Source organism: Leptonema illini DSM 21528 (assembly GCF_000243335.1).
Classification (GTDB): Bacteria; Spirochaetota; Leptospiria; order Leptospirales; family Leptonemataceae; genus Leptonema; species Leptonema illini.
In genome coordinates this window covers 579288-598785 of the sequence record NZ_JH597773.1, presented here as the reverse complement: position 1 = coordinate 598785, position 19498 = coordinate 579288, and the positions used below count along the sequence as shown (strand labels likewise).

The 19498-nt window shown below is 54.9% G+C and carries 18 protein-coding genes; 14 read left to right on the top strand and 4 right to left on the bottom strand.

All coding sequences use genetic code 11. From position 1 onward, the window contains the following. Nucleotides 1-22: 22 nt before the first annotated feature. The 3 genes from LEPIL_RS02725 to LEPIL_RS02715 all read right to left on the bottom strand — a co-directional run bounded on the left by LEPIL_RS02725 (nucleotide 23) and on the right by LEPIL_RS02715 (nucleotide 3880). Nucleotides 23-1480, bottom strand: a complete 1458-nt coding sequence (locus LEPIL_RS02725) for a radical SAM protein (RefSeq protein ID WP_002769700.1) — start codon at nucleotides 1478-1480, stop codon at nucleotides 23-25. 386 nt (nucleotides 1481-1866) lie between these two features. Continuing rightward, entirely contained in the window at nucleotides 1867-2508 is a 642-nt protein-coding gene (locus tag LEPIL_RS02720) for a methyltransferase domain-containing protein (protein ID WP_002769694.1), read from the bottom strand. A gap of 31 nt (nucleotides 2509-2539) precedes the next feature. Continuing rightward, on the bottom strand, nucleotides 2540-3880 hold the full coding sequence (locus LEPIL_RS02715) for an FAD-dependent oxidoreductase (protein WP_002769692.1): 1341 nt from the start codon (nucleotides 3878-3880) through the stop codon (nucleotides 2540-2542). Between the two features lie 227 nt (nucleotides 3881-4107). Here LEPIL_RS02715 and LEPIL_RS02710 point away from each other — a divergent pair, with 227 nt between their 5' ends. Beyond that, on the top strand, nucleotides 4108-4344 hold the full coding sequence (locus LEPIL_RS02710; RefSeq protein ID WP_040919376.1) for a DUF433 domain-containing protein: 237 nt from the start codon (nucleotides 4108-4110) through the stop codon (nucleotides 4342-4344). A gap of 14 nt (nucleotides 4345-4358) precedes the next feature. Next, nucleotides 4359-4712, top strand: a complete 354-nt coding sequence (locus LEPIL_RS02705) for a DUF5615 family PIN-like protein (protein ID WP_002769690.1) — start codon at nucleotides 4359-4361, stop codon at nucleotides 4710-4712. A gap of 22 nt (nucleotides 4713-4734) precedes the next feature. Here LEPIL_RS02705 and LEPIL_RS02700 read toward each other — a convergent pair whose 3' ends face one another. Further along, complete coding sequence (locus LEPIL_RS02700; RefSeq protein WP_002769689.1) at nucleotides 4735-5424, bottom strand: type 1 glutamine amidotransferase; 690 nt, start codon at nucleotides 5422-5424, stop codon at nucleotides 4735-4737. A gap of 702 nt (nucleotides 5425-6126) precedes the next feature. On the opposite strand from LEPIL_RS02700, the gene ltrA reads away from it, so the two are divergent. The 12 genes from ltrA to LEPIL_RS02625 all read left to right on the top strand — a co-directional run bounded on the left by ltrA (nucleotide 6127) and on the right by LEPIL_RS02625 (nucleotide 19476). Continuing rightward, a complete protein-coding gene (gene ltrA / locus LEPIL_RS02690) occupies nucleotides 6127-7470 on the top strand; it encodes a group II intron reverse transcriptase/maturase (RefSeq protein WP_002769687.1) in 1344 nt (447 codons plus the stop codon). A 1072-nt stretch (nucleotides 7471-8542) separates the two neighbouring features. Continuing rightward, on the top strand, nucleotides 8543-9184 hold the full coding sequence (locus tag LEPIL_RS21495; RefSeq protein ID WP_002769685.1) for a TetR/AcrR family transcriptional regulator: 642 nt from the start codon (nucleotides 8543-8545) through the stop codon (nucleotides 9182-9184). Then, a complete protein-coding gene (locus tag LEPIL_RS02670; protein ID WP_040918204.1) occupies nucleotides 9091-10512 on the top strand; it encodes a TolC family protein in 1422 nt (473 codons plus the stop codon). The genes LEPIL_RS21495 and LEPIL_RS02670 overlap by 94 nt, the downstream gene beginning before the upstream one ends. Continuing rightward, nucleotides 10509-11399: an HlyD family secretion protein gene (locus LEPIL_RS02665; protein ID WP_002769683.1), complete on the top strand. Its 891-nt coding sequence runs from the start codon at nucleotides 10509-10511 to the stop codon at nucleotides 11397-11399. The genes LEPIL_RS02670 and LEPIL_RS02665 overlap by 4 nt, the downstream gene beginning before the upstream one ends. Before the next feature lie 11 nt (nucleotides 11400-11410). After that, nucleotides 11411-12328, top strand: coding sequence for an ABC transporter ATP-binding protein (locus tag LEPIL_RS02660; RefSeq protein ID WP_002769682.1), 918 nt, complete (start codon nucleotides 11411-11413; stop codon nucleotides 12326-12328). After that, nucleotides 12325-13242, top strand: coding sequence for an ABC transporter ATP-binding protein (locus LEPIL_RS02655; protein ID WP_002769681.1), 918 nt, complete (start codon nucleotides 12325-12327; stop codon nucleotides 13240-13242). Before LEPIL_RS02660 ends, LEPIL_RS02655 begins: the two co-directional genes overlap by 4 nt. Further along, nucleotides 13239-14381: an ABC transporter permease gene (locus tag LEPIL_RS02650; RefSeq protein ID WP_002769680.1), complete on the top strand. Its 1143-nt coding sequence runs from the start codon at nucleotides 13239-13241 to the stop codon at nucleotides 14379-14381. Before LEPIL_RS02655 ends, LEPIL_RS02650 begins: the two co-directional genes overlap by 4 nt. Continuing rightward, nucleotides 14381-15502 carry an ABC transporter permease gene (locus tag LEPIL_RS02645; RefSeq protein WP_002769679.1) on the top strand — a complete coding sequence of 374 codons (1122 nt, stop codon included), beginning with the start codon at nucleotides 14381-14383 and terminating at the stop codon, nucleotides 15500-15502. The genes LEPIL_RS02650 and LEPIL_RS02645 overlap by 1 nt, the downstream gene beginning before the upstream one ends. A 105-nt stretch (nucleotides 15503-15607) precedes the next feature. Beyond that, nucleotides 15608-17272, top strand: coding sequence for an ArnT family glycosyltransferase (locus LEPIL_RS02640; RefSeq protein WP_002769678.1), 1665 nt, complete (start codon nucleotides 15608-15610; stop codon nucleotides 17270-17272). Then, entirely contained in the window at nucleotides 17269-17673 is a 405-nt protein-coding gene (locus LEPIL_RS02635) for a Cys-rich protein (protein ID WP_002769677.1), read from the top strand. The genes LEPIL_RS02640 and LEPIL_RS02635 overlap by 4 nt, the downstream gene beginning before the upstream one ends. A 52-nt stretch (nucleotides 17674-17725) precedes the next feature. Further along, nucleotides 17726-18934 carry a glycosyltransferase gene (locus tag LEPIL_RS02630; protein WP_002769676.1) on the top strand — a complete coding sequence of 403 codons (1209 nt, stop codon included), beginning with the start codon at nucleotides 17726-17728 and terminating at the stop codon, nucleotides 18932-18934. 80 nt (nucleotides 18935-19014) lie between these two features. Then, the gene (locus LEPIL_RS02625; RefSeq protein WP_157135012.1) at nucleotides 19015-19476 is read left to right on the top strand and encodes a MarR family winged helix-turn-helix transcriptional regulator; all 462 of its coding nucleotides are present in this window, start codon (nucleotides 19015-19017) and stop codon (nucleotides 19474-19476) included. Nucleotides 19477-19498 lie beyond the last annotated feature (22 nt).

Below are 19498 nucleotides of genomic sequence, written 5' to 3'. Positions count from 1 at the left end.
CGTCGATCATGGCCGATCGCGGTTAACCGATTCCGTAGAAGTCGGCGCCGAGAGCGACCAGGTCTTTGACCGGCCGGCAATCCGTCGAGAGGATCTTGCCGGTGCGGTTTGCCGCCAGTACGCCGCATCCGCCGCCGCAGCTGAGGCTGACCGGACACTGCCGGCATTGATCTATGGCGAGAACGTCGCGACGGGCCCACTGTATGGCCTGTTCGGCCGGACCGGGCAGAGAGTCGGGATTGGCGATGGGCTGCATCAGATCGTCTCTGAAATGCGAGCTGTACGGCGTCTCAAGCGTATCGGTGCAGGCAAACTGTGCGGCGGCAACGGGCTGTGCCACGGCATCTTCGTCGAAGATGTTGCCCAGGCGATACTTCTCAACACCGACAGAGGCCGTGCAGCCGAAGATGTCGCCGTTCAGGTCGAAGGCCCATTCCTTTTTACCGGCCGGGCATCCGTCAAAGATCGGCATGGGTAACGATCCGTTTTCTTTCAGGTAACGCATGCCGTGGAATTGCGGTCGGTGAAACTTCGCGAGAATGGGATGTTTCTTCGCCACTCTGACAAAGTCCTGCCAGAGAGTCGTACGATCATAGAGATTGGCCTTTGGCTGACAGGTATGCAACTCGTAGTTGCGACCGATCGTCGTTTCAAAGAGCGATTGCGGATAATCCATCCATCCGGACTGCTGCGCGTGGTTCGCGAGCTCCACAAGCGATTCGAGGTTATCGCGGTCGACGATCATACGCAGATTGATGCGGTAGCCGGCGCGAAGGGCCGTATCGATGCCGTCGCTGACCCTATCAAAAGTGGGTTTGCCGCCCGCCGTCGGACGCCTGTGGTTCTGCATCTCAGGGCTGCCGTCCATCGAAACCTGAATCTCGCGAATCTTCACGCCGATGCGCTGGAACTCGGGCACGTAGTTACTCAACTCGTATCCGTTGGTCACGATGCAGATGGCGATATCATGCTCTTTTGCCTTCTCAAGCATGTAGATCAGATTCTTCTTGTAGCGCTCGGCGCCAAGAAGCGGTTCGCCGCCGAAAAGCGTAATATACGGACGCACCGGCTCGTTCCCGAAGCGGCGCTCCACATAGCTGAAAAAGGCGTCGACGATTTCAGGGGTCAGGATCTTCGATTCTTCTTTATAGCTTTCCTGAAAACAGTACACACACGAGAAGTTACAGACATAGGTCGTCGAGAAGATCAGCTGAACGGCCGTCCTGTCGTATTCATCCTGAAACTCGAGGAACTTCTCCTGGATCATCGACTCTTCGTCGCCGGCTGAGGCAAAGAGATACCCGCGCTCAAGCATATACGGCGTCAGATGGTAGTCGTTCCAGTTCCCTTCTTTCATACGAGATTCGAGCTCGGGTCTTTCGAGCGGTTCGAGCTCGTCGAGCGCTCCGGTCAGGTAGTTCATGATGAACGAGCGGCCGGATTCCGTTTCAAAGGTGAATGTATAACGTGATTGTATCATGGTGTTTCTGTCCTGGAATTTGCTCGCTGTCGTGGCGAAGCGATCGCTTTAAGCCGCACGACGTTCCTGTGAATATCGCCGTATAGAAAGATGAAAAAGGCCCGGAAAACCGGGCCGGCAATCAATCGTGACAGCCTGAGATAATCTTGCTGTTTTTTGCACAGCACTGAGCTACCGTTTTTTGAGCGGCAACCGGTTTGATGGTGGTGACGGCTTTCATGTCAGCCTCCTTCTATTTTGTTTCAAGCCCCGCTCTGTTTCGAGCGGTTGCATACTCGCCGACTGGCGAAATAATGCCCGTTTGCATTTCCTCAAAAACGCCATACGTGGCGGTTCTTGAGAGTTGTTTATTCTTCTGGTCTCTCTTTTACGCTGTAAAAGATCGATCAACGGCGAATGCCTCGCAGCGTCAGCGAACGCACCATTACCTGATCCTTGCCTTTCGCATAAGGCTCGCTTTTCTCGAGGATTTCGAGATCACGAAAACCGCCGGCGGCGATGGCGTCGATATACTGCTGTTCAGTGATCGCGCCTCCGTAACAGGCGGCGATGGCCTCGGGATCGTTCTTGATATGCTCGGGCAGCTCGTTATCGGCCAGAACGTCCGATACGACGAAGCGTCCACCCGGTTTGAGAACACGGTGGATCTCGGCGTACACCTTCGCCTTATCGGGAGCATGATTGATCGTGCAGTTCGAGATGACGACGTCGACGGAGGCGTCGGGAAGCGGCAGGGATTCGATTTCAGCCTGAATAAACTCAGCGTTGTCGAGCTTCAGCTTCGCCGCGTTGGAGCGGGCCACCTCAAGCATGGCCGACGTCATATCGACGCCGATGGCACGGCCCGTTGCACCGACCATACGAGCGGACTTCAGAACATCAAGGCCGCGGCCACTGCCCAGATCGACAAGCGTCTCGCCGGGCTGCGGCTTTGCATGATCGAGCGCTCCGCCGCAAGAAAGACAGCACGCTGTCGTAGCTTCGGCGGCGTATCGTACCTGAATGGCTTCGTTCGTTTGTGTCGACATCTGTGATTCCTGCTCTGACTCTTTGCGCCGATCAAACGCTCGCAAGCTCTTTTTCGCTATGCTTCATCGCCTCAAGACGTTTTTCACAGGCAATGGCGGCGATACATCCTTCGCCGACGGCAATGGCGGCCTGGCGATATTTTTTCGCCCGCACGTCACCGATCGCAAAGATACCCGGAACGTTCGTCTCCATATCTTCGTCGGTGATAACATAGCCCCATTGATTCTTCTCAATCGGCACGTCGGATTCGATGCCCGTCAGATTCGGAACCATGCCGACAAAGACGAAGACGCCGTCGGTGATCATCTCATCCGTCTCTCCCGTCTTGACGTTTTCGACGCTGAGCTTCATACGTCCGTCCGCGAGTTGCTCGAATCGGCGCGGCTCGCTGTTCCACACAAAGCGGATGCGATCGTTTGCGAAGGCCTCTTCCTGCGCCTGTTTGTTCGCCTGCAGATGATCGAACTGATGCACGATCGTTACCCTGGTAGCGAACTTCGTGAGAAAGATCGATTCTTCGACGGCTGAATTGCCGCCGCCGATGACGATGACCTCTTTGCCGTCGTAGTATTTACCGTCGCAGGTGGCGCAATACGAGATGCCGCGTCCCCGGAACTCTTTTTCGCCCGGCACGCCCAGGCTTCGCGGCTCGGCGCCCGTAGCGAGGATGACGGATCGGGCATGCACTTCGATCTCATCGTCAATTCGGATAACGCTCTCGCCCGATTTCAGCTTCGCCATCGTAACGTCGACGGCGGCGATAACGTCGGCGCCCGCTTCCTGCACCTGACGCAGCATCTTTTCTGAAAGCTCCCATCCCGATACAGGTCCGCCCGTTCCCGGATAGTTCGAGATCATATGCGTCGTCTTCACCTGTCCGCCGGTCAGATCCTGATCGATTACAAGCACGTTAAGCCGGGCCTGCGCCGCATAAAGCGCTGCCGTCAGCCCGGCAGGGCCGCCGCCAAGAATGGCCACGTCGACCTCCCGCGTAGACGACGAACGCTTTGCGTAGAGGCGATTAAAGGCGTCGGCCGGAATCAGCTGGCCAATCTGTTCAACGATGTCCTTTTTGCGGATGGCGCCCGTAAGTCGACGTCCGACCTCCTGACCGTCGCGATAGAAGATCAGGGTCGGCGAGGAACGCACACCGAGCTCTGTGGCCAGCTCCCGGTTCTGTTGACGAAAGATTTTATAAAAGCGGATCTCTTCACCGAAAAGATCGGCGAGGCTCTCAAACTTCGAAGCGAGCGCTTCGCAGGGAACACAATCCTCTGAATAGAAGTCAAGGATGACCGGCCCTTTTGCGCCGACCACAAGGGCCTCATACTGCGACGCCTGAATCTCTTGAATAAAACGATGCTCTGCCATGTGATCCTCCTGAATCCGGGACATATACCCCTATGGGGTATATGTCCAATCAGACGCAGATCGCTTTCCTCGTCCAGCAAAAAAAACGAGGCCCGGCGGGATTCTGGCCGGCAAAATGTCGCCCGGTTTGCACGTGAAACGAGAAAAAAACTTGAGACTTGCTCGATATGCGGTTTAATGATGAATGCCTCACCATCGAGAGACTGGTTTACAGGGAGAATGAAAGCATGAAAGAACAGGAACTTCTGAAACGCATCACCTTCAATCCTGATATCTTCTCGGGAAAGCCGATCATTCGGGGGCACAGAATTGCCGTAGAACATATCCTCGGCATGCTTGTCGCCGGAGATAGCATCGAATCTCTTCTTGATGCATACCCTTATCTGGAGAAAGAAGACATCCTGGCATGCCTTGCCTACGCACACAGAATGGTTGCGCATGAACGGGTCGAAATCACAGTCTGACGCCTCCGTATGCAATGAAACTGCTTCTTGATTCCTGTATAGGAAGGTCCGCTGTCCATTATCTTCGCAGTAAAGGACTCGAGGTCGTATGGGCTGTAGAATGGGGCCGTGACCCGGGCGATAAAGAAATGCTCAGATACGCCTTCGAGAACGACGCCGTTCTTGTTACTCTTGATAAGGATTTCGGAGAACTGGCGATTGTGTACGGAGTCTTGCATGCCGGCATCATTCGCCTTACCGGCATTAAGTCATCGGAACAGGGACCATTCTGTAAGCGCATCCTTGAAAAGCATCCCGTAGATCTGAAAAATCGTGCCATCATTACGGCCTCGCCCGATAGAATCCGCATTCGACTGCCGGAAGACTGATCAAAGCAACGTCAGCCCTCGCTCACTCCAGCCAGCGTTCGAAAAGCCGTACCATCAGCGCATGCGCATCCTTTAACAGGCCGGCCTTTTCTTTAAGCTCAGCCTCTGACATGATGAAGGGCGCAGCGACAAGTTCGTACCGGGCATTCTCGATCAATCCTGCAAGCAGCTCGGGCGTCATCTCCAGATGAAACTGCAATCCGATATGCGGACCGAACTCAAAGGCCTGCTGTTCGCAGACGTCTGTTCGGGCGATCTGTGTCGCTCCGTCGGGCAGGCTGAACGTATCGCCATGCCAGTGAAGCGGGGTGAACGTATCGGGAAAATCGGCAAAGAAGCGGCTGCTACGAGCGGCGTCGGTTTTCTGAACGGAAAAGAATCCGATCTCTTTCTGTCCGTTGGGCCGCACGGTGGCGCCAAGCGTCTCGGCGAGAAGCTGTGCTCCAAGACAGATGCCAAGCACGGGCGTGCCCCGGGCGATCGCAGCCCTGATAAAGGCCTTCTCGGCAGTCAGGTAGGGGAACTCCGCCTCGTCCTTTGTGCCCATCGGTCCGCCCATGACGATCAGGCGGTCGATTTTTTCGACCTGAGGCAGCATATCGCCAGAAAACTGTTCGGTTACGGAGACCGACCAGCCCCGCCGGCGAGCGAGATCTGGCAGGATGCCGGCCGGTTCAAACGGAACATGCTGGATAATATGGAGAGAAGGCATGGCCTCATTCTTTTCCGGGGCTTCGCCAGGCAAGCAATCTGAGAGCGGGAATAAGGGGAGGCGAATGGCGAAAAAGCAGAAGTAAACCGCAGAGGGCTCGGAGGACGCGGAGGTAAAGCCGGGAGGGGGAATTACGGAGAGGCGGCACGGGGGAAAACCAGGAGAATGGACCACGGAGGCAGGAGAAAGTCGGGGAGAGATAAACCGCGGAGAAATAAACCACTGAGGGCTCGGGTGCGCCAGGATAAGCCTGTGTGAGCCACCAGGGTGAAACGTCCCTGGACCGCTAATTGATTGTTCGGCGGTTAAGGAACCGTGCGGTCATAGGGCAACCGAAAGGCCGAAGCCACGGGAAATGAACATGCGAGCCGTAGCGAAAGCGAACCTATTCAGCCTCGTTACTCAACTGATAGCGGCCAACCTGTCCGTGATGGTGAAGCCTGCCATCCGTGAGCGGTCAACAATCGCTCACCGCCACGGAGCTATCCGGGGTCTTGGAGGACAGCGCGCATGTAAGGCGAACGCGAGGAACCTGGGAGATCCCTCCTGATGCGCCAGCAAACGTCCGGCGGGAATGAATAACCGTCGGGCGGTCAGGAAGGGAAGTCGGAGAGCTTCATAGTAGCGTCGAAGTCGGGTAACTCCGATGGAGCGAAGGAGGCTTGACGAATACAAGCTGATTCAGATGAGGAGAAAGACCGATTGGAAACTACTACGGAAAATGCAGACTACTGCCCGCTAAACCAGTGGGGACTCTCTGCGGACCTCTCTCTTTTGAGAACGAAGCTCTTTCACAAAGCAAAAGCGGAAGCAAAGTTTCGATTCTACTCGCTGTACGGCCATGTGCTCAGGAAGGACACCCTTGAATCTGCGTGGAAACGAGTAAGGGCCAATAAGGGTGCGCCGGGCATCGACGGAATCAGCTTTGAGGACATTGAAAAGAGAAAAGACGGTGTGGATGGATTTCTTGAGGGACTGTTAATCAGCCTGAAAGAATCAACGTATCGTCCGGACCCTGTTAAACGCGTGTACATTCCGAAGAAGGATGGTCGGAAAAGACCCCTTGGAATCCCCACCATCAAAGACCGCGTTATCCAGATGGCCGTCCTCCTGATCATCGAACCGATCTTCGAGGCGGATTTTCTGGACACCTCTTACGGTTTCCGACCGGGTCGTTCGGCACATGATGCCGTTGAAGCGATACGGTCTGAACTGAAAGGAGGCAAGCGTGTTGTCTATGACGCGGATCTGAAGGGTTATTTCGATACCATCCCGCATGACAATCTCATGAAGGCAGTCGAGAGAAGAATCGTTGATCGATCCGTTTTGAAGCTGCTTCGTATGTGGTTGAAAGCGACGATAGTGGATGTCGATGAGAATGGAAAGAAGAAATGGCACAAAAGCACGATAGGCACGCCTCAGGGAGGCGTCATCTCGCCGCTTCTCGCCAACATCTACCTCCATCACTTCGAGAAATACTTCCATGCCATGACTACGAGCAGGAAGATTCAGGCATCCATTGTACGCTATGCGGATGACTTCGTGATCTTGATGAAGGAACCGATGAAAGAGATGATCCATCATCTTGAGGATCTACTTGAAACACGATTCCGTCTGACGATAAACAGAGAGAAAACAAGGTGGGTCGATCTGCGAACGACAGGCCCGATTCTTGATTTCCTCGGCTTCTCCTTCCGGTACGAAAAAGGAATCCATCACAGGAACTATCTATGCCTGAATGTTTATCCGTCAAAGAAATCCGTCAAGAATCTAAAAGGGAAAATACACGAATTCCTCTCCTACAGGAACTCCTATAAACCGGTGGATCAGGCCATCGCAGAGCTGAATCGCACGCTCAGAGGATGGGATAACTACTTCGCAGTGGGATACCGCAAGAGAGCCTACAGCGAAGTAAACTACTATCTCCATCTGAAATTCTGGAAATTCCTCACGAGGAAAAGCCAGCGTAAGACGAAGCTCCCGGAGGGTGACACCTGGAATTCCTATTTGAGGAAACAGGGGCTGCAATTCCTATCCTATGCTTAACGCAGTGAAACAGGTATTCGTGAAAGCCGGATGCGGGAAATCTGCACGTCCGGTTTGACGAGGGGGAGGGCTGCCGGATTTCCGGCACCCTCTCTACTCTACAGGGCGCGGAGAGGAGGGTTGGGGTCTTTCCGCAACGCGAAAGCTTTTCTTATCCGGATCGTTTTCGCGTATTTCGCGCTTCTCGCGGTCAAAAGGATTTTCTTACCACGAAATACGCGAAAATCGCGCAAGAAATCTGTAGCCCTTGATCGCCTCATCCATCGTGCCTTTTCTCCGTGCCTCAGTGATGAATGGATTTTTTCCACGAAATACACGAAAAGCGCGAAAAAGGGGAAGTGGATCTCGTACCTATCTTTCTGCCTTTTCTCCGTGTCTCCGTGGTGAATGGATTTCTGTCCGCCAAATATGCGAATAAAGCGAGAGAAGGAGATCTCTCCGGTCTTCTCTGTGTCCTTCGCGACCTCTGCGGTGGATTGGCTTTTTCTCGTGTTATCTATCAGGAAGGTTAACCTCGGAGGGCTCTGAGGACGCGGAGAGGAGGGTTGGGGTCTTTCCGCAACGCGAACGCTTTTCTTATCCGGATTGTTTTCGCGTATTTCGCGCTTTTCGCGGTCAAAAGGATTTTCTTACCACGAAATACGCGAAAATCGCGCAAGAAATCTGTAGCCCTTGATCGCCTCATCCATCGTGCCTTTTCTCCGTGCCTCAGTGATGAATGGATTTTTTCCACGAAATACACGAAAAGCGCGAAAAAAGGGGAAGTGGATCTCATACCTATCTTTCTGCCTTTTCTCCGTGTCTCCGTGGTAAATGGATTTCTATCCGCCAAATATGCGAATAAAGCGAGAGAAATGGAGATCGCCTTGGTTTTCTCTGTGCCCTCCGCGACCTCTGTGGTAAAAAAAATCCCCCGTTTAAGGATTCTTTGTAAGATCCTCCACTCTCGGCTGAAAAAAGAATAGACAGCTTCTGACTGATTCGTTATTGAGTGATTAATCAGTTACAAAGTGATTGCTCGGTTTGCGCAGGATTTGTGTCGGGTGAATCAGGGATTTGGCGGAGGCAGGAGTTGAAAGAGGCGAAGACAGGCAGAAAGCACGATCGGAATGCACAGGAAAGTCGCCAGCTGATCCTTGAGGCGGCCTTTTCTCTTTTTGCCGAGAAGGGCTTTCATGGCACGACGACAAAGGCAATTGCCCGGCAGGCCGGCGTCTCAGAGGGGCTGATCTTTCATCATTTCGAGAACAAAACGGCCATCCTCGGCGCTCTCGTGCAGGGCATTGTCGGATCCAACCTCGACGTCGTCATGAAATCGCTCATTGCGCAACGCGAAGGCGACGATCTTGAGGCGATCCTGAAAGACGTCTTCGATCTATTCGAAAGAAGCGCTCGCGAAGGACGTCTGCGCGATATGATTCGCATCGTTTTCAATTCGCTCATGACGCTGCCCGACGACGAGAAACAGAGATTCGTTCGGCAGATTCACGATACGCTGTGGATTCCGTTAACCGAAGCGATGACGCCGCGTATGAAAAATGCGAGCGTCGATCCGTATATTTTCTTTCGCATTATTCAGGGTTCTATTATGGGATACATCCTCTTTCAGGAGGTTCTGGAATGGAAAAAATTCGTGCAGCTCGATCCGGCTCAGTATCGCGATACGATGGCGTCGATTATGGCGGCGGCCGTTCGCGAAAAGACGCCTTCCTGATTGTTGCCGCTTTCTTCATTATCGTATGTTTCGCACATCCGCTCGCTCTTAGCGGCGAAGGCCTGTCGCTGGCCGAAGCCGTCGAGCAGGGATGGAAGGCGAACTCGTCGCTGCGCGTGCAGGAGAACGAGCTCAAGAAGGCTGAGCTCGACGGCGCGATTGCCGACTCGTTTTCGTATCCGGAGCTCAGCCTGTTCAGCTCCTATTCCCATATCGATCCGCGCCCCGGAGTGCGTAAAGAGATCCTGCCTGGAATGGCTCCGCTTGAGCTGAACATGGGTCGTAACGATATGTTCAGTCACGGCGCACAGCTGCGTTATATTCTCTATGAAGGCGGACGCCGGTCGCATTTACAGGAGGCGTCGAAGCAGATGAAAGAGGCCTCGCGCTGGCTTCTGCTTGATCGTCGCCGCACGGTGCAGTTTGATGTGCGCCGGGCCTATCTGACGATTCTTCTGCTAAAAGAGATGGAGCATCTGGCCACCGACAATCTTGATCGTCATCGCCGTCGCTCTGCCGACGCCGATCGTGCGTTCAAGGCGGGAACGATCGCACGTCTTGAGCTGCTGCGAGCGCAGGCCGAAGAGGAAGATGCTCGCATCGCCGTCGATGAGGCCGCCGATCGCAAGCGCACCGGGCTGCGTCAGTTTGCCATATTGCTCAATGTGAAAGATCTTCCGGATCCGATCGGTGATCTGCAGCGTGCATCAGAGCAGGCGATGCATTTCGACGTCGCCCTTCTGCGAGCTGAAGAGCCCGAGTTTGCCCGACTGATGGCCGTGTCCTTTCAGCGCAGGGCGTCCGAAGAGGCGGCCGAGGCGAAGAAGGCCGAGAGTCTGCCCACCGTCGTTACGGGCGTTAAGGCGGCTCAGGTTAACCCGTATCTCGGCGATAAAAGATACGGAACCGAGTACAGCGCCTTCTTGCAGTTGAGTTATCCGATCTTTGATTCGGGCAGATCCGAGGCCGTATATGAAAGAGCGAAGATCGACGCGCAGAACGCCGCTCTGCAGGCCGACGAGCTTGAGCGAACGCTGAAGGCGCAATACGATCTATTAATCGAGCGTATTGAAAGCGGACGCCGCACCATTCTATCACGCAAGGTCGGAGTGGAGCGAGCGAAGCTTGCTCTTGAGGCGGCTCAGGTGGCCCACAAAAACGGGTCGATCGATCTGAGTCGCCTGCTCGACGCCGAGGTGCTGCTTTTGAAAAGCGAGGTGGAGTTTCTGCGCAGCACCGCGGAATTCTATGAAAACCTCGCCGACTGGGAGCGCTGGAGCGGTCGTAGCTCCGGCCAGTTTGAGATCTTTAACAAGAGCAAGCCATGAGCCCATTTCGAAGAATCAGTTTCGTCTCGCTATTGTTACCGCTTCCCGTCGTGATGGCCTGCTCGGATAACGGCGCCGCCGTCGCCGGATCGGGAACGATCGAGGTCGATCAGATCCGCATCTCGCCTCTGTATGCCGGGCGTATCGCAGGAATCGCCGTGCGCGAGGGCGATCGCTTTGCGAAAGGAGACGCTCTGGTCTTTTTACAGAATGAGGAGATCGAGGCCGATGTCGATTTTTCTCGGTCAGGCCTGGAGGCGGCGCGAAGCGGCATCACACAGGCCCAGGCCGATTATGAGAACGCCCGCAAAGAACGTCTGCGCGGTGAGCAGCTGTTTCGATCGGGCAGCCTGGCCCGTCAGGATCTCGATCGTCTGCTCACTCGCGAGAAGGTATCGTTATCCAGATTGCAGGCGGCACGGGCGCAGTCGGGTCAGCTTGAGGCCGCTCTGCGTCGTTCAAAAAGCAGGGTGCGCGAGATCACGCTTTTGGCGCCTGTCGACGGCGTCGTGCTTTCGCGAAATTTTGAGATCGGCGAGGTAGCCCTTCCGGGAGCGGCCATTCTCAGTGTCGCCGATCTTTCGACTGTGCGCCTGAACGTCTATCTTCCTGGCCCCGACCTGCACTCGATACAGACGGGAGCAAAGGCCTTTGTAAAAGTCGACGGACTGGATCGGGAGTTCGAGGGCATAATCGAATCCATTGCCGATGAAGCGGAATTCACTCCGAAGAACGTACAGACGGCCGATGCGAGGGCGCGCCTTGTATACGAGGTGCGCATTCGCCTGGATAACTCCGAGCGCATCCTCAAGCCGGGCATGCCGGCCGATGCGCGCATCGCACTGCGAGAAGCAGATGGGGGACGCCCGCAGGGGCAGAGCAGATAGGAGTATCATCCGTGCCGACAAGCATCATCACAGGCGCCGATTCTCGCTCCGTCATCAGCATGTCGGATGTCTCGCGTCGCTTCGCCGATGTTCGCGCCGTCGAGCATGTAAGCCTGACGGTCGAACGCGGCGAAATCTACGGACTGATCGGCCCGGACGGTGCTGGCAAGACGACGACGATGAGGCTGCTTGCCGGAGCGTTAGCCGCAGATGAAGGATCGATTCATGTGATGGGCCTTGACGTCTCGAAAGAGCCCGATCGTATCAAAGAGCGCATCGGCTATATGCCGCAGCTCTACGGCCTGTATACCGATCTGACCGTGTACGAGAATCTTGCCTTTTTCGCGCGACTCTTCGGCGTTCACAAAAACCGGGAGCGACGCATTGATGAGCTTCTGGAGTTTGTGAGGCTTTCGGAGTTCAAAGAGAGAAAGGCCGGCGACCTTTCAGGCGGCATGTACAAGAAGCTTGCCATCGCCTGTTCGATTCTGCACAGACCCGATCTGCTTCTTCTGGATGAGCCGACGAACGGTGTCGATCCCGTCTCGCGTCGAGATCTGTGGGCCCTGCTTTTCTCTCTTTCAGCCGACGGTGTGGCCGTGCTTGTCAGTACACCCTATATGGACGAGGCCGAGCGCTGTCATCGTGTCGGTCTGATGTATGACGGTATGCTTTTACGCGAAGGGACGCCGGTCGGACTGCTTCGCGAGCTGCAGAACCGTGTTTTCGTTTTCGAGACGAGAACGCCTGCCGACGATCTGGAGCGCCTGCGACGTGAGTTACCCGAAGGAGCTTTAACCGCTATTGCCCCCGAAGGTATTCGCGTCGTATTTGCCGGTAGCAAGAAGACCGTCCGGCGCATGAAGATTGCACACCCCGGCATCGAAGATCTGCTCATGCTGGTGCAGTACCAGAAGGAGCATGCATGAATCGGGCCGTGCTTGTTGAGAATCTCAGCCGCCACTTCGGCTCCTTTCGCGCCGTCGATGACATCTCGTTCGATGTGCAGGCCGGCGAGATCTTCGGCTTTCTCGGTGCAAACGGCGCCGGTAAGTCGACGACGATCCGCATGCTGTGCGGTATTCTACCTCCAAGCTCCGGGCGCGCACGCGTTCTCGGTATCGATATCGCCGAAAACCCGGGAGGCGTCAAACAGAGCATCGGCTACATGTCACAGCGGTTTTCGTTATACGGAGATTTAACCGTCGAAGAGAACATCAATTTCGCCGCCGGTATTCGCGGCCTTGCAGGCGATCCGCTGCGCCGGCGTAAGAATCAGATTCTGCAGGAAACGGGGCTTGAGTCAGATCGTCGCATGCGCACGGATAAACTTCCGGGCGGCGTCAAGCAGCGCCTTGCGCTCAGCTGTTCGTTGATTCACGATCCGCGGCTGATCTTTCTCGATGAGCCGACAGCCGGCGTCGATCCGGCGTCGCGTCGTATGTTCTGGGATTTGATCCGCGAGATGAAGGAGCGCGGACGCACGGTTTTCGTGACAAGCCACTATATGGACGAAGTGGAGCAGTGCGACCGCATCGCCCTTATGAATCGGGGTCGCATCGACGCCCTTGATAGCCCATCCGCACTTCGAGCGACGATTCTGCCAGGGCCCGTGCTTGAGATTCACGGAGGCGAGAGCGTCGGCGCTCTGCTTGAATCATGGAGGCAGCGTAGCGATGAGATCGTTCGCATCGATCCCTTCGGTCGGGGCTATCATGTTGTCGTTAAGGGAAAGGCGCTAAGTTTTCAACGAGCCCTGCGAGAGAAGGGATGCGAGGTGCGCGTCGTTCCTGCATCTCTTGAAGACGTGTTCGTTTATGTAATAGGCAGGGCGCAGGCATGAAGGCGACACTGGAGCGTATCTATGCGATGGCCTGGAAAGAGTGGATTCACATCCGGCGTGATTTTCGCACGCTTTACCTGGCCTTTATTCTTCCCGTTGTGATGATCCTCATCTTCGGCTATGCCGTAGACTTTGATATCGACGGCATACGCATGGGCGTCGTCGATCGCGACCGCACAGAAGAGAGCCGATCCTTTATCGCCCACCTTACGGCAGGGGGATGGTTTCGATTGGAGCGATACGAAACGACCGACTCCGGTTTAATGACTGCCCTTGATAACGGTCAGATCAAGATAGGCGTCTTTATTCCTGAAGGATTTGCCCGAAGCATCCGTCGAGGGGATCAGCCCGAGATACAGGCGCTCCTTGACGGAAGCGATAATAACGCGGCGACGGTCGGTCAGAACTATCTTCTGCTTGGCGCTGCGCGGTATTCCGAGTCGATCATGAAAGACGGCCTGAACAGGTCCGGGTTAGCCGACATGAGAGTCGCACGCCTTTCACCCGCTCCGCTCATCTACTTTAATCCCGAGCTGAAAAGCCGCTTTTATATACTGCCCGGTATCATCGCCCTGACGACGGCCATTCTTGCCGCTCTGTTAACCTCGCTTGTCATCGCCCGCGAGTGGGAGAGGGGAACGATGGAGCAGCTCATCGCCACGCCTGTGCGCCCCTACGAGATCATCATCGGTAAGATCATCCCCTACATCGGCATAAGCGTCTTGCAGACGACGATGACGGCCGTGCTCTCCGTCGTCGTATTCGGCATACCGTTTCGCGGGAATCCGATCTGGCTGCTTCCGGGCGCCGTGCTTTTCGCGACGGGAACGCTTGGCCTCGGCATGATGCTGTCGAGCGTGATGAAAAGTCAGCTGCCGGCGATGCAGGCGGCCTTTGTGGCGACGATGCTTCCCGGTATTATCCTTTCAAATTTTGTTTTTCCAATAGAGAGCATGCCTGCCATCATTCGCATGATTACTTATATAGTGCCGGCGAAATACTTTCTCGTCGTGTTGCGCACGTTATTCCTGAAAGGCACCGGCCCGGAGGCCTACGTGCTTGAGCTTGTCTTTCTTGCTCTTTTTGCCGCCTTTGTTCTCTTTGTGGCGACTCGCAAAACCGTGAAGAGGGTGGCCTGATGACTCTGCGTGCCATCATCATGAAAGAATGGATTCAGACGTTTCGCGACAAACGAATGCTTCTGATTATCTTTGCCGTGCCCGTGTTGCAGATGATCCTGTTCGGCGTCGCTACGGATAATGAGGTGCGGAACCTGCGCACCATCATCGTCGACCAGGATCGATCGGGCCTTTCGCGTGAGATCTTCTCGGCCGTCAGCCGCGGAGATTATTTTCACGTTACCGAAATCACCGGCGATGTTAACTATGGCGTCAGCGCTCTGATGCAGAACCGTGCGCGTATCGTGATCGTCATCCCGCCCGGACTCGAAGGCCACTTTCGCTCGGCCGATGCAAAGGCGCAGGTTCAGCTCATGCTCGACGGGTCAGATGGCAACTCGGCGACGATTGCAATGGGCTATCTGCTGCGCATCTTAAACAGCACGGCTGAAAAGGCGATGCCTGCCGCCGTTTCAGGCCTGCGTCCGTCCGTGCATCCGCTTCACATCGAGACAAGGGTGCTTTATAATCAGGCCCTGGTCTCATCGCATTATATGGTGCCGGGCATCATCGCCATGATCCTCACGGTCATCACGACGATGCTCACGGCGATGGGCATCACCCGCGAAAAAGAACGCGGCACCTTCGAACAGCTTGTCGTCTCGCCCATCCGCGGATGGGAGCTGATGCTCGGCAAGACCATCCCCTATGCGGTAATTGCCGCCGTCGACGCGGCCATCGCTACGGGTATTGGAATGCTCATCTTTCAGATTCCGCTTGCCGGTTCGCTGTCGGCGCTTGTCGTGTTGAACCTCGCCTATATCCTCGCCATGCTCGGTATGGGCCTTTTTATCTCGACGATCAGCCAGACGCAGCAGCAGGCGATGATGACGGTCTTTGCCGTTCTCTTTCCTTTTATTATACTTTCGGATTTCTTTTTCCCGCTCGAGAACATGCCGCAGGCCGTTCAATACGGAACGTTGCTCAACCCCATGCGGTATGCCCTGCGCGCACAGCGTGAGATTTTTCTGAAAGGGAGCGGGTGGGAGCAGGTCTGGCCGAATATTCTGGTGCTGACCGGCTTTGCCGTTGCTTTTTTGAGCTACGGATCATTGCGTTTTCGAAAGAGCCTGCAGGTCTGAACCGGCCGTTCAATGCATTCAGTGTATTCAGTTTTTTTTGAAAAAGTTGCACCTGCAACCTAAATCTGTTGACGCCGGCGGCAGTTTCATTTTCCTTACAGGAGCATGTCGTCCCGGGCGAAAGAGAGATTGATTGCGCTGGCCATTTTTGTAGCCGGAAGCACGCTCCTGCTTCCCGGAGCGGAAGGCCTCAACCTGCTGCGGCAGGGCGATGAGGTCATGCATATCGCCACCGTGCGTGAGAGCCTTGATGCCGGCTCGATTCTCATGCCGCAGCTCACGCAGCAACCGAACTCGTATAAGCCGCCGTTGCTTTTCTGGATGGGGATGCTCGGCGAATCCTTATTCGGTAGATCCCTTCTGGCTGACCGTTCTGTCGTTGCCCTGCTTGGCGCAGGAACGGCCGTCTTTCTATTCCTGATTGCACGGCTGCATGCGCTCTCTCTTGCGCGAAGCCTTCTTACTACGGCCGCCTTTCTTGTTTCGCTGGCAGCCTTCAAATTCGGACGTCTGCTGATGATGGATTTGCCGATGGCCTTCTTTTTGACGGCGGTCGCTTATTCTTTCGTCCGGCATTGGCGCATCCAGAAGGGCATGGCGTTTATGGCTCTGGCAGGGTTCCTGACAGGCATCGCTTTCCTTTATAAAGGACCACTCTTCCATGTTTATGCAGCGTTGCTTTTCCTCTCGCAGGCCGGGATGCGACTCTGGTCGCCGGGTGCTCTGAATAACACGCCTCGCATGCGAGAAATGCTACTCAGCTTCTTGAAGGACGGCATCGTTTTCAGCCTGGCGTCGTTCATTGTACCGTTGATCTGGGTCGTAGCCCTGGCCGCAAACGGTCACACTGGAACGCTCTGGTTCTTTTTCGTCGTCGAGAATGCAGGCAAGTTCGCGGCGGATAACCAGCCGATGATGCGCATCTTCGGAGGATGGCTACTCTATCTGTTGCCGTTTACGCTTCCTGTTCTCTGGATTGCCGGACGTTCGTTTCTACACCCTGTAAGAGGGCCAGCTGCGTACACGGCGCGTGTTTTTTTTGTGGCTGCCATCCTTATAACGCTGCTTCACCTTCTGCCCGATCGCAAGGACCCCTATTATGTGGTTCCCGTCCTTCCGCTTGTTTTTGTCGCCGTGGGCCTTTCGTTTCGTAAAGAAGATCGCATTGCCGGATGGCTGCTTTTTGTTCAGAGCGCCGTTCTGGCTCTTCTTCTTTCGATCGCACTCTTTCTCTTTGCCTCGACCTATCTGGCGGTTTTGCTATCTCTATTACTTCTCGCGGGAGTCTGTGCCGGTTGGATGGCAGCCTCTTCTGGTTTGAGCGACTGGAAGTGGGGAGGCATGCATCTTCTTGCTCCGGCGGTGATCATGCTGGTCATGCAATTTGGCCTGTTGCCTGCCGTTACCCGTCCGATTCTTCCTGCAGAGCAGGCATCCCTTCTAAAGGGGCAGGGCGTCTGTCTTGTAAGTCGTAACTGGTGGGATGTCTTTGAATTACAGTTGCTTATACCTAATAGCGATATCGCCCATGCCTCAATAGAAGAGCGCATCCACTGTGCAGACGGCGAAAGAGCCGTCGTTGTATTACAGGAGGATGTGTCTGCTCCAGCCGGGTATGCTCGCCTGGCCGAGTGGTCACACTGGAGCATCCGACCGATTGACTTTCCCGGTTTTTCTTCTCTGCGCTCTTCAGTCTCTTCGCCTGACTGGCGGCTTCCGTTTGAAGGCAGGAGCGTGCTGTATGCGCCTGTGAAGGAGGCCTCACAATGAGCCGGCATACGGGCGATCAATCTTCAGATCTTACGCAGTGGACGATTCGATTTCAAAATTCGAAGCTCTGGCGCTTTCTGCCGGTAATTCTGATAGCGGTCGGTGTATTGGCCGTGGCCTCGTACAAGCTTATACCGACCGAAAAAGGCGAAGCCACTGAGCAAACGCACTATTCTAAGGAAGACGCCGATCTGCTCTGTGGCCGTTTCTGCGATGCACTTCTTTACTGTCAGGCAGACGCTCTGCAGGGCAGGGACGAAGCAACGAAGCGGGCCGTCCGATCGGCATGTTATACAGGATGCAGAAAGCATTCAGGTAAACTGGCTTCCTGCGAAACGATCTTACGTAATGAAAAGAGCGGTCCGGAGCAATGCAGATTGTTATCGGGCTGTATTAGATAAACAGAGTCGCCTGTTACACACGGCGACCCCCTGAAACAGAGAGGAGAAAAATATGCAGGAGCTCAAGGAACGCAAGCCGCTATTCAGGCGGGAATATTTTCCGGGAAAACAGCGGAACCGTCATGCTGTAGACGTGTCTGTCATACTTCCCACGTATAACGAAAGAGAGAATCTGAGCATTCTGATTCCGACGCTGATTCGACTTTTTGAAGAGGCGCATCTCAGTTTTGAATTGATCGTCGTCGACGACAACTCGCCCGATCATACCTACGATATGGTGCGGCAGATGGCCATGACCGATCACCGTCTGCGTCTGATCCGTCGCATCGATGAGAGAGGATTATCGTCGGCTGTCGTTACCGGCATGGCATCAGCAGGCGGACGGCATTTTATCGTCATGGATTCCGATCTTCAGCATGACGAGTCGGTGATCCCGCGCATGGTGCAGGAGTTACAGAACGCCGAAATCGTCGTCGGTTCGCGCATGGCCGAAAGCGGAAGCTATGGAGAGATGTCGTGGATTCGCAAGATGATGAGCCTTGCCGCTACGATGATGGCGAAAATCATGCTACCTGTCGGAGTGAATGACCCGATGAGCGGATTCTTCGGAGTTAGAAGAGAGACCTTTGAACAGATTGCCGATCGGTTAAACCCGAAAGGATTCAAGATCCTGCTTGAGATTCTCGCAAGAGCAAAAGGACGCGAGGTGCGTGAGGTCGGCTATCGCTTTCGTAATCGGATGCACGGTCAGACGAAGCTGGACGGAGCGGTTATCTTGCAATATATTTTTGCGCTGGTTGAGATCCGTCTCGGACGGACGCTTTCGACCACGTTCTTTCGCTATGCCCTGATCGGTTCGGCGGGAGTTCTTGTGAACCTTCTGGGGCAGTTTCTGGCCACCGCGCTGTTCGGCCTTGAATATCAGCGCGGCACGCTTTTGAGACCGTCACTTGCCGTCCTGATCGGTTTCGAGTTAAGCGTGTATTTTAATTATATGGCCAATAACTCCTGGACCTTTAAAGACAGGAAACGCACGGGATTTACGTCCAATCTGGCAGGATTTGGAAAATTTCACGTCGTGGCGTTGTATGGGTTTTTGATTCAGGTCTCCGTCTGGAACCTGCTTCTTGCCGTTACTCCCGATCAGATTCCGGCCCAGGCGGCCAGTTATGGGGCCAACCTGATCGGAATCCTGTTCGCTACGGTGAATAACTACTATCTGAACAAGAATTTTACATGGGAAAGGGGATTAACGGCCTGATCCCTGAGTTCGGACCCGGGATGGCTCGGGTTCCGAATCCCGATTGACAGGAGATTGATAACCCGATGAAAAGTCGTTCCATGCAACCAGAACCTCCTCAGACGTCCGATCCACTCGGATACCTGCTCGGCAGGGCGCATTACTCCATGCGAAGGCGACTCAATCGCAGGATGGCCAGCTGCGGCATGGAACTGACAAGTGAACAATGCCTGATTCTCGTGATGCTCGGATGTGAATCGCAGGTGAATCAACAGGATCTTGCCGACCGAATGTTTAAAGACAAGACGGGCATCTCAAGGCTGGTCTCGGGCATGGAACGCAAGGGACTGATCCAGCGAACAAGCACGATCGAAGATCGACGCAACAACTTCGTGCAGCTCACCGACTTCGGGCGTTCCACGTTGAGTACGATCCAGAAGCAACTCTCTGAGATTCGTGTGGAGGCGCGCGAAGGCATTGCCGAGAAAGATATGGAGACGTGTCGCCGGGTATTGCAGAAGCTTGTCGACAATCTCAGCGCATGTGAAGAACAGGCCGGCTAACGTCGGCCGGTCTGTCGCCGGG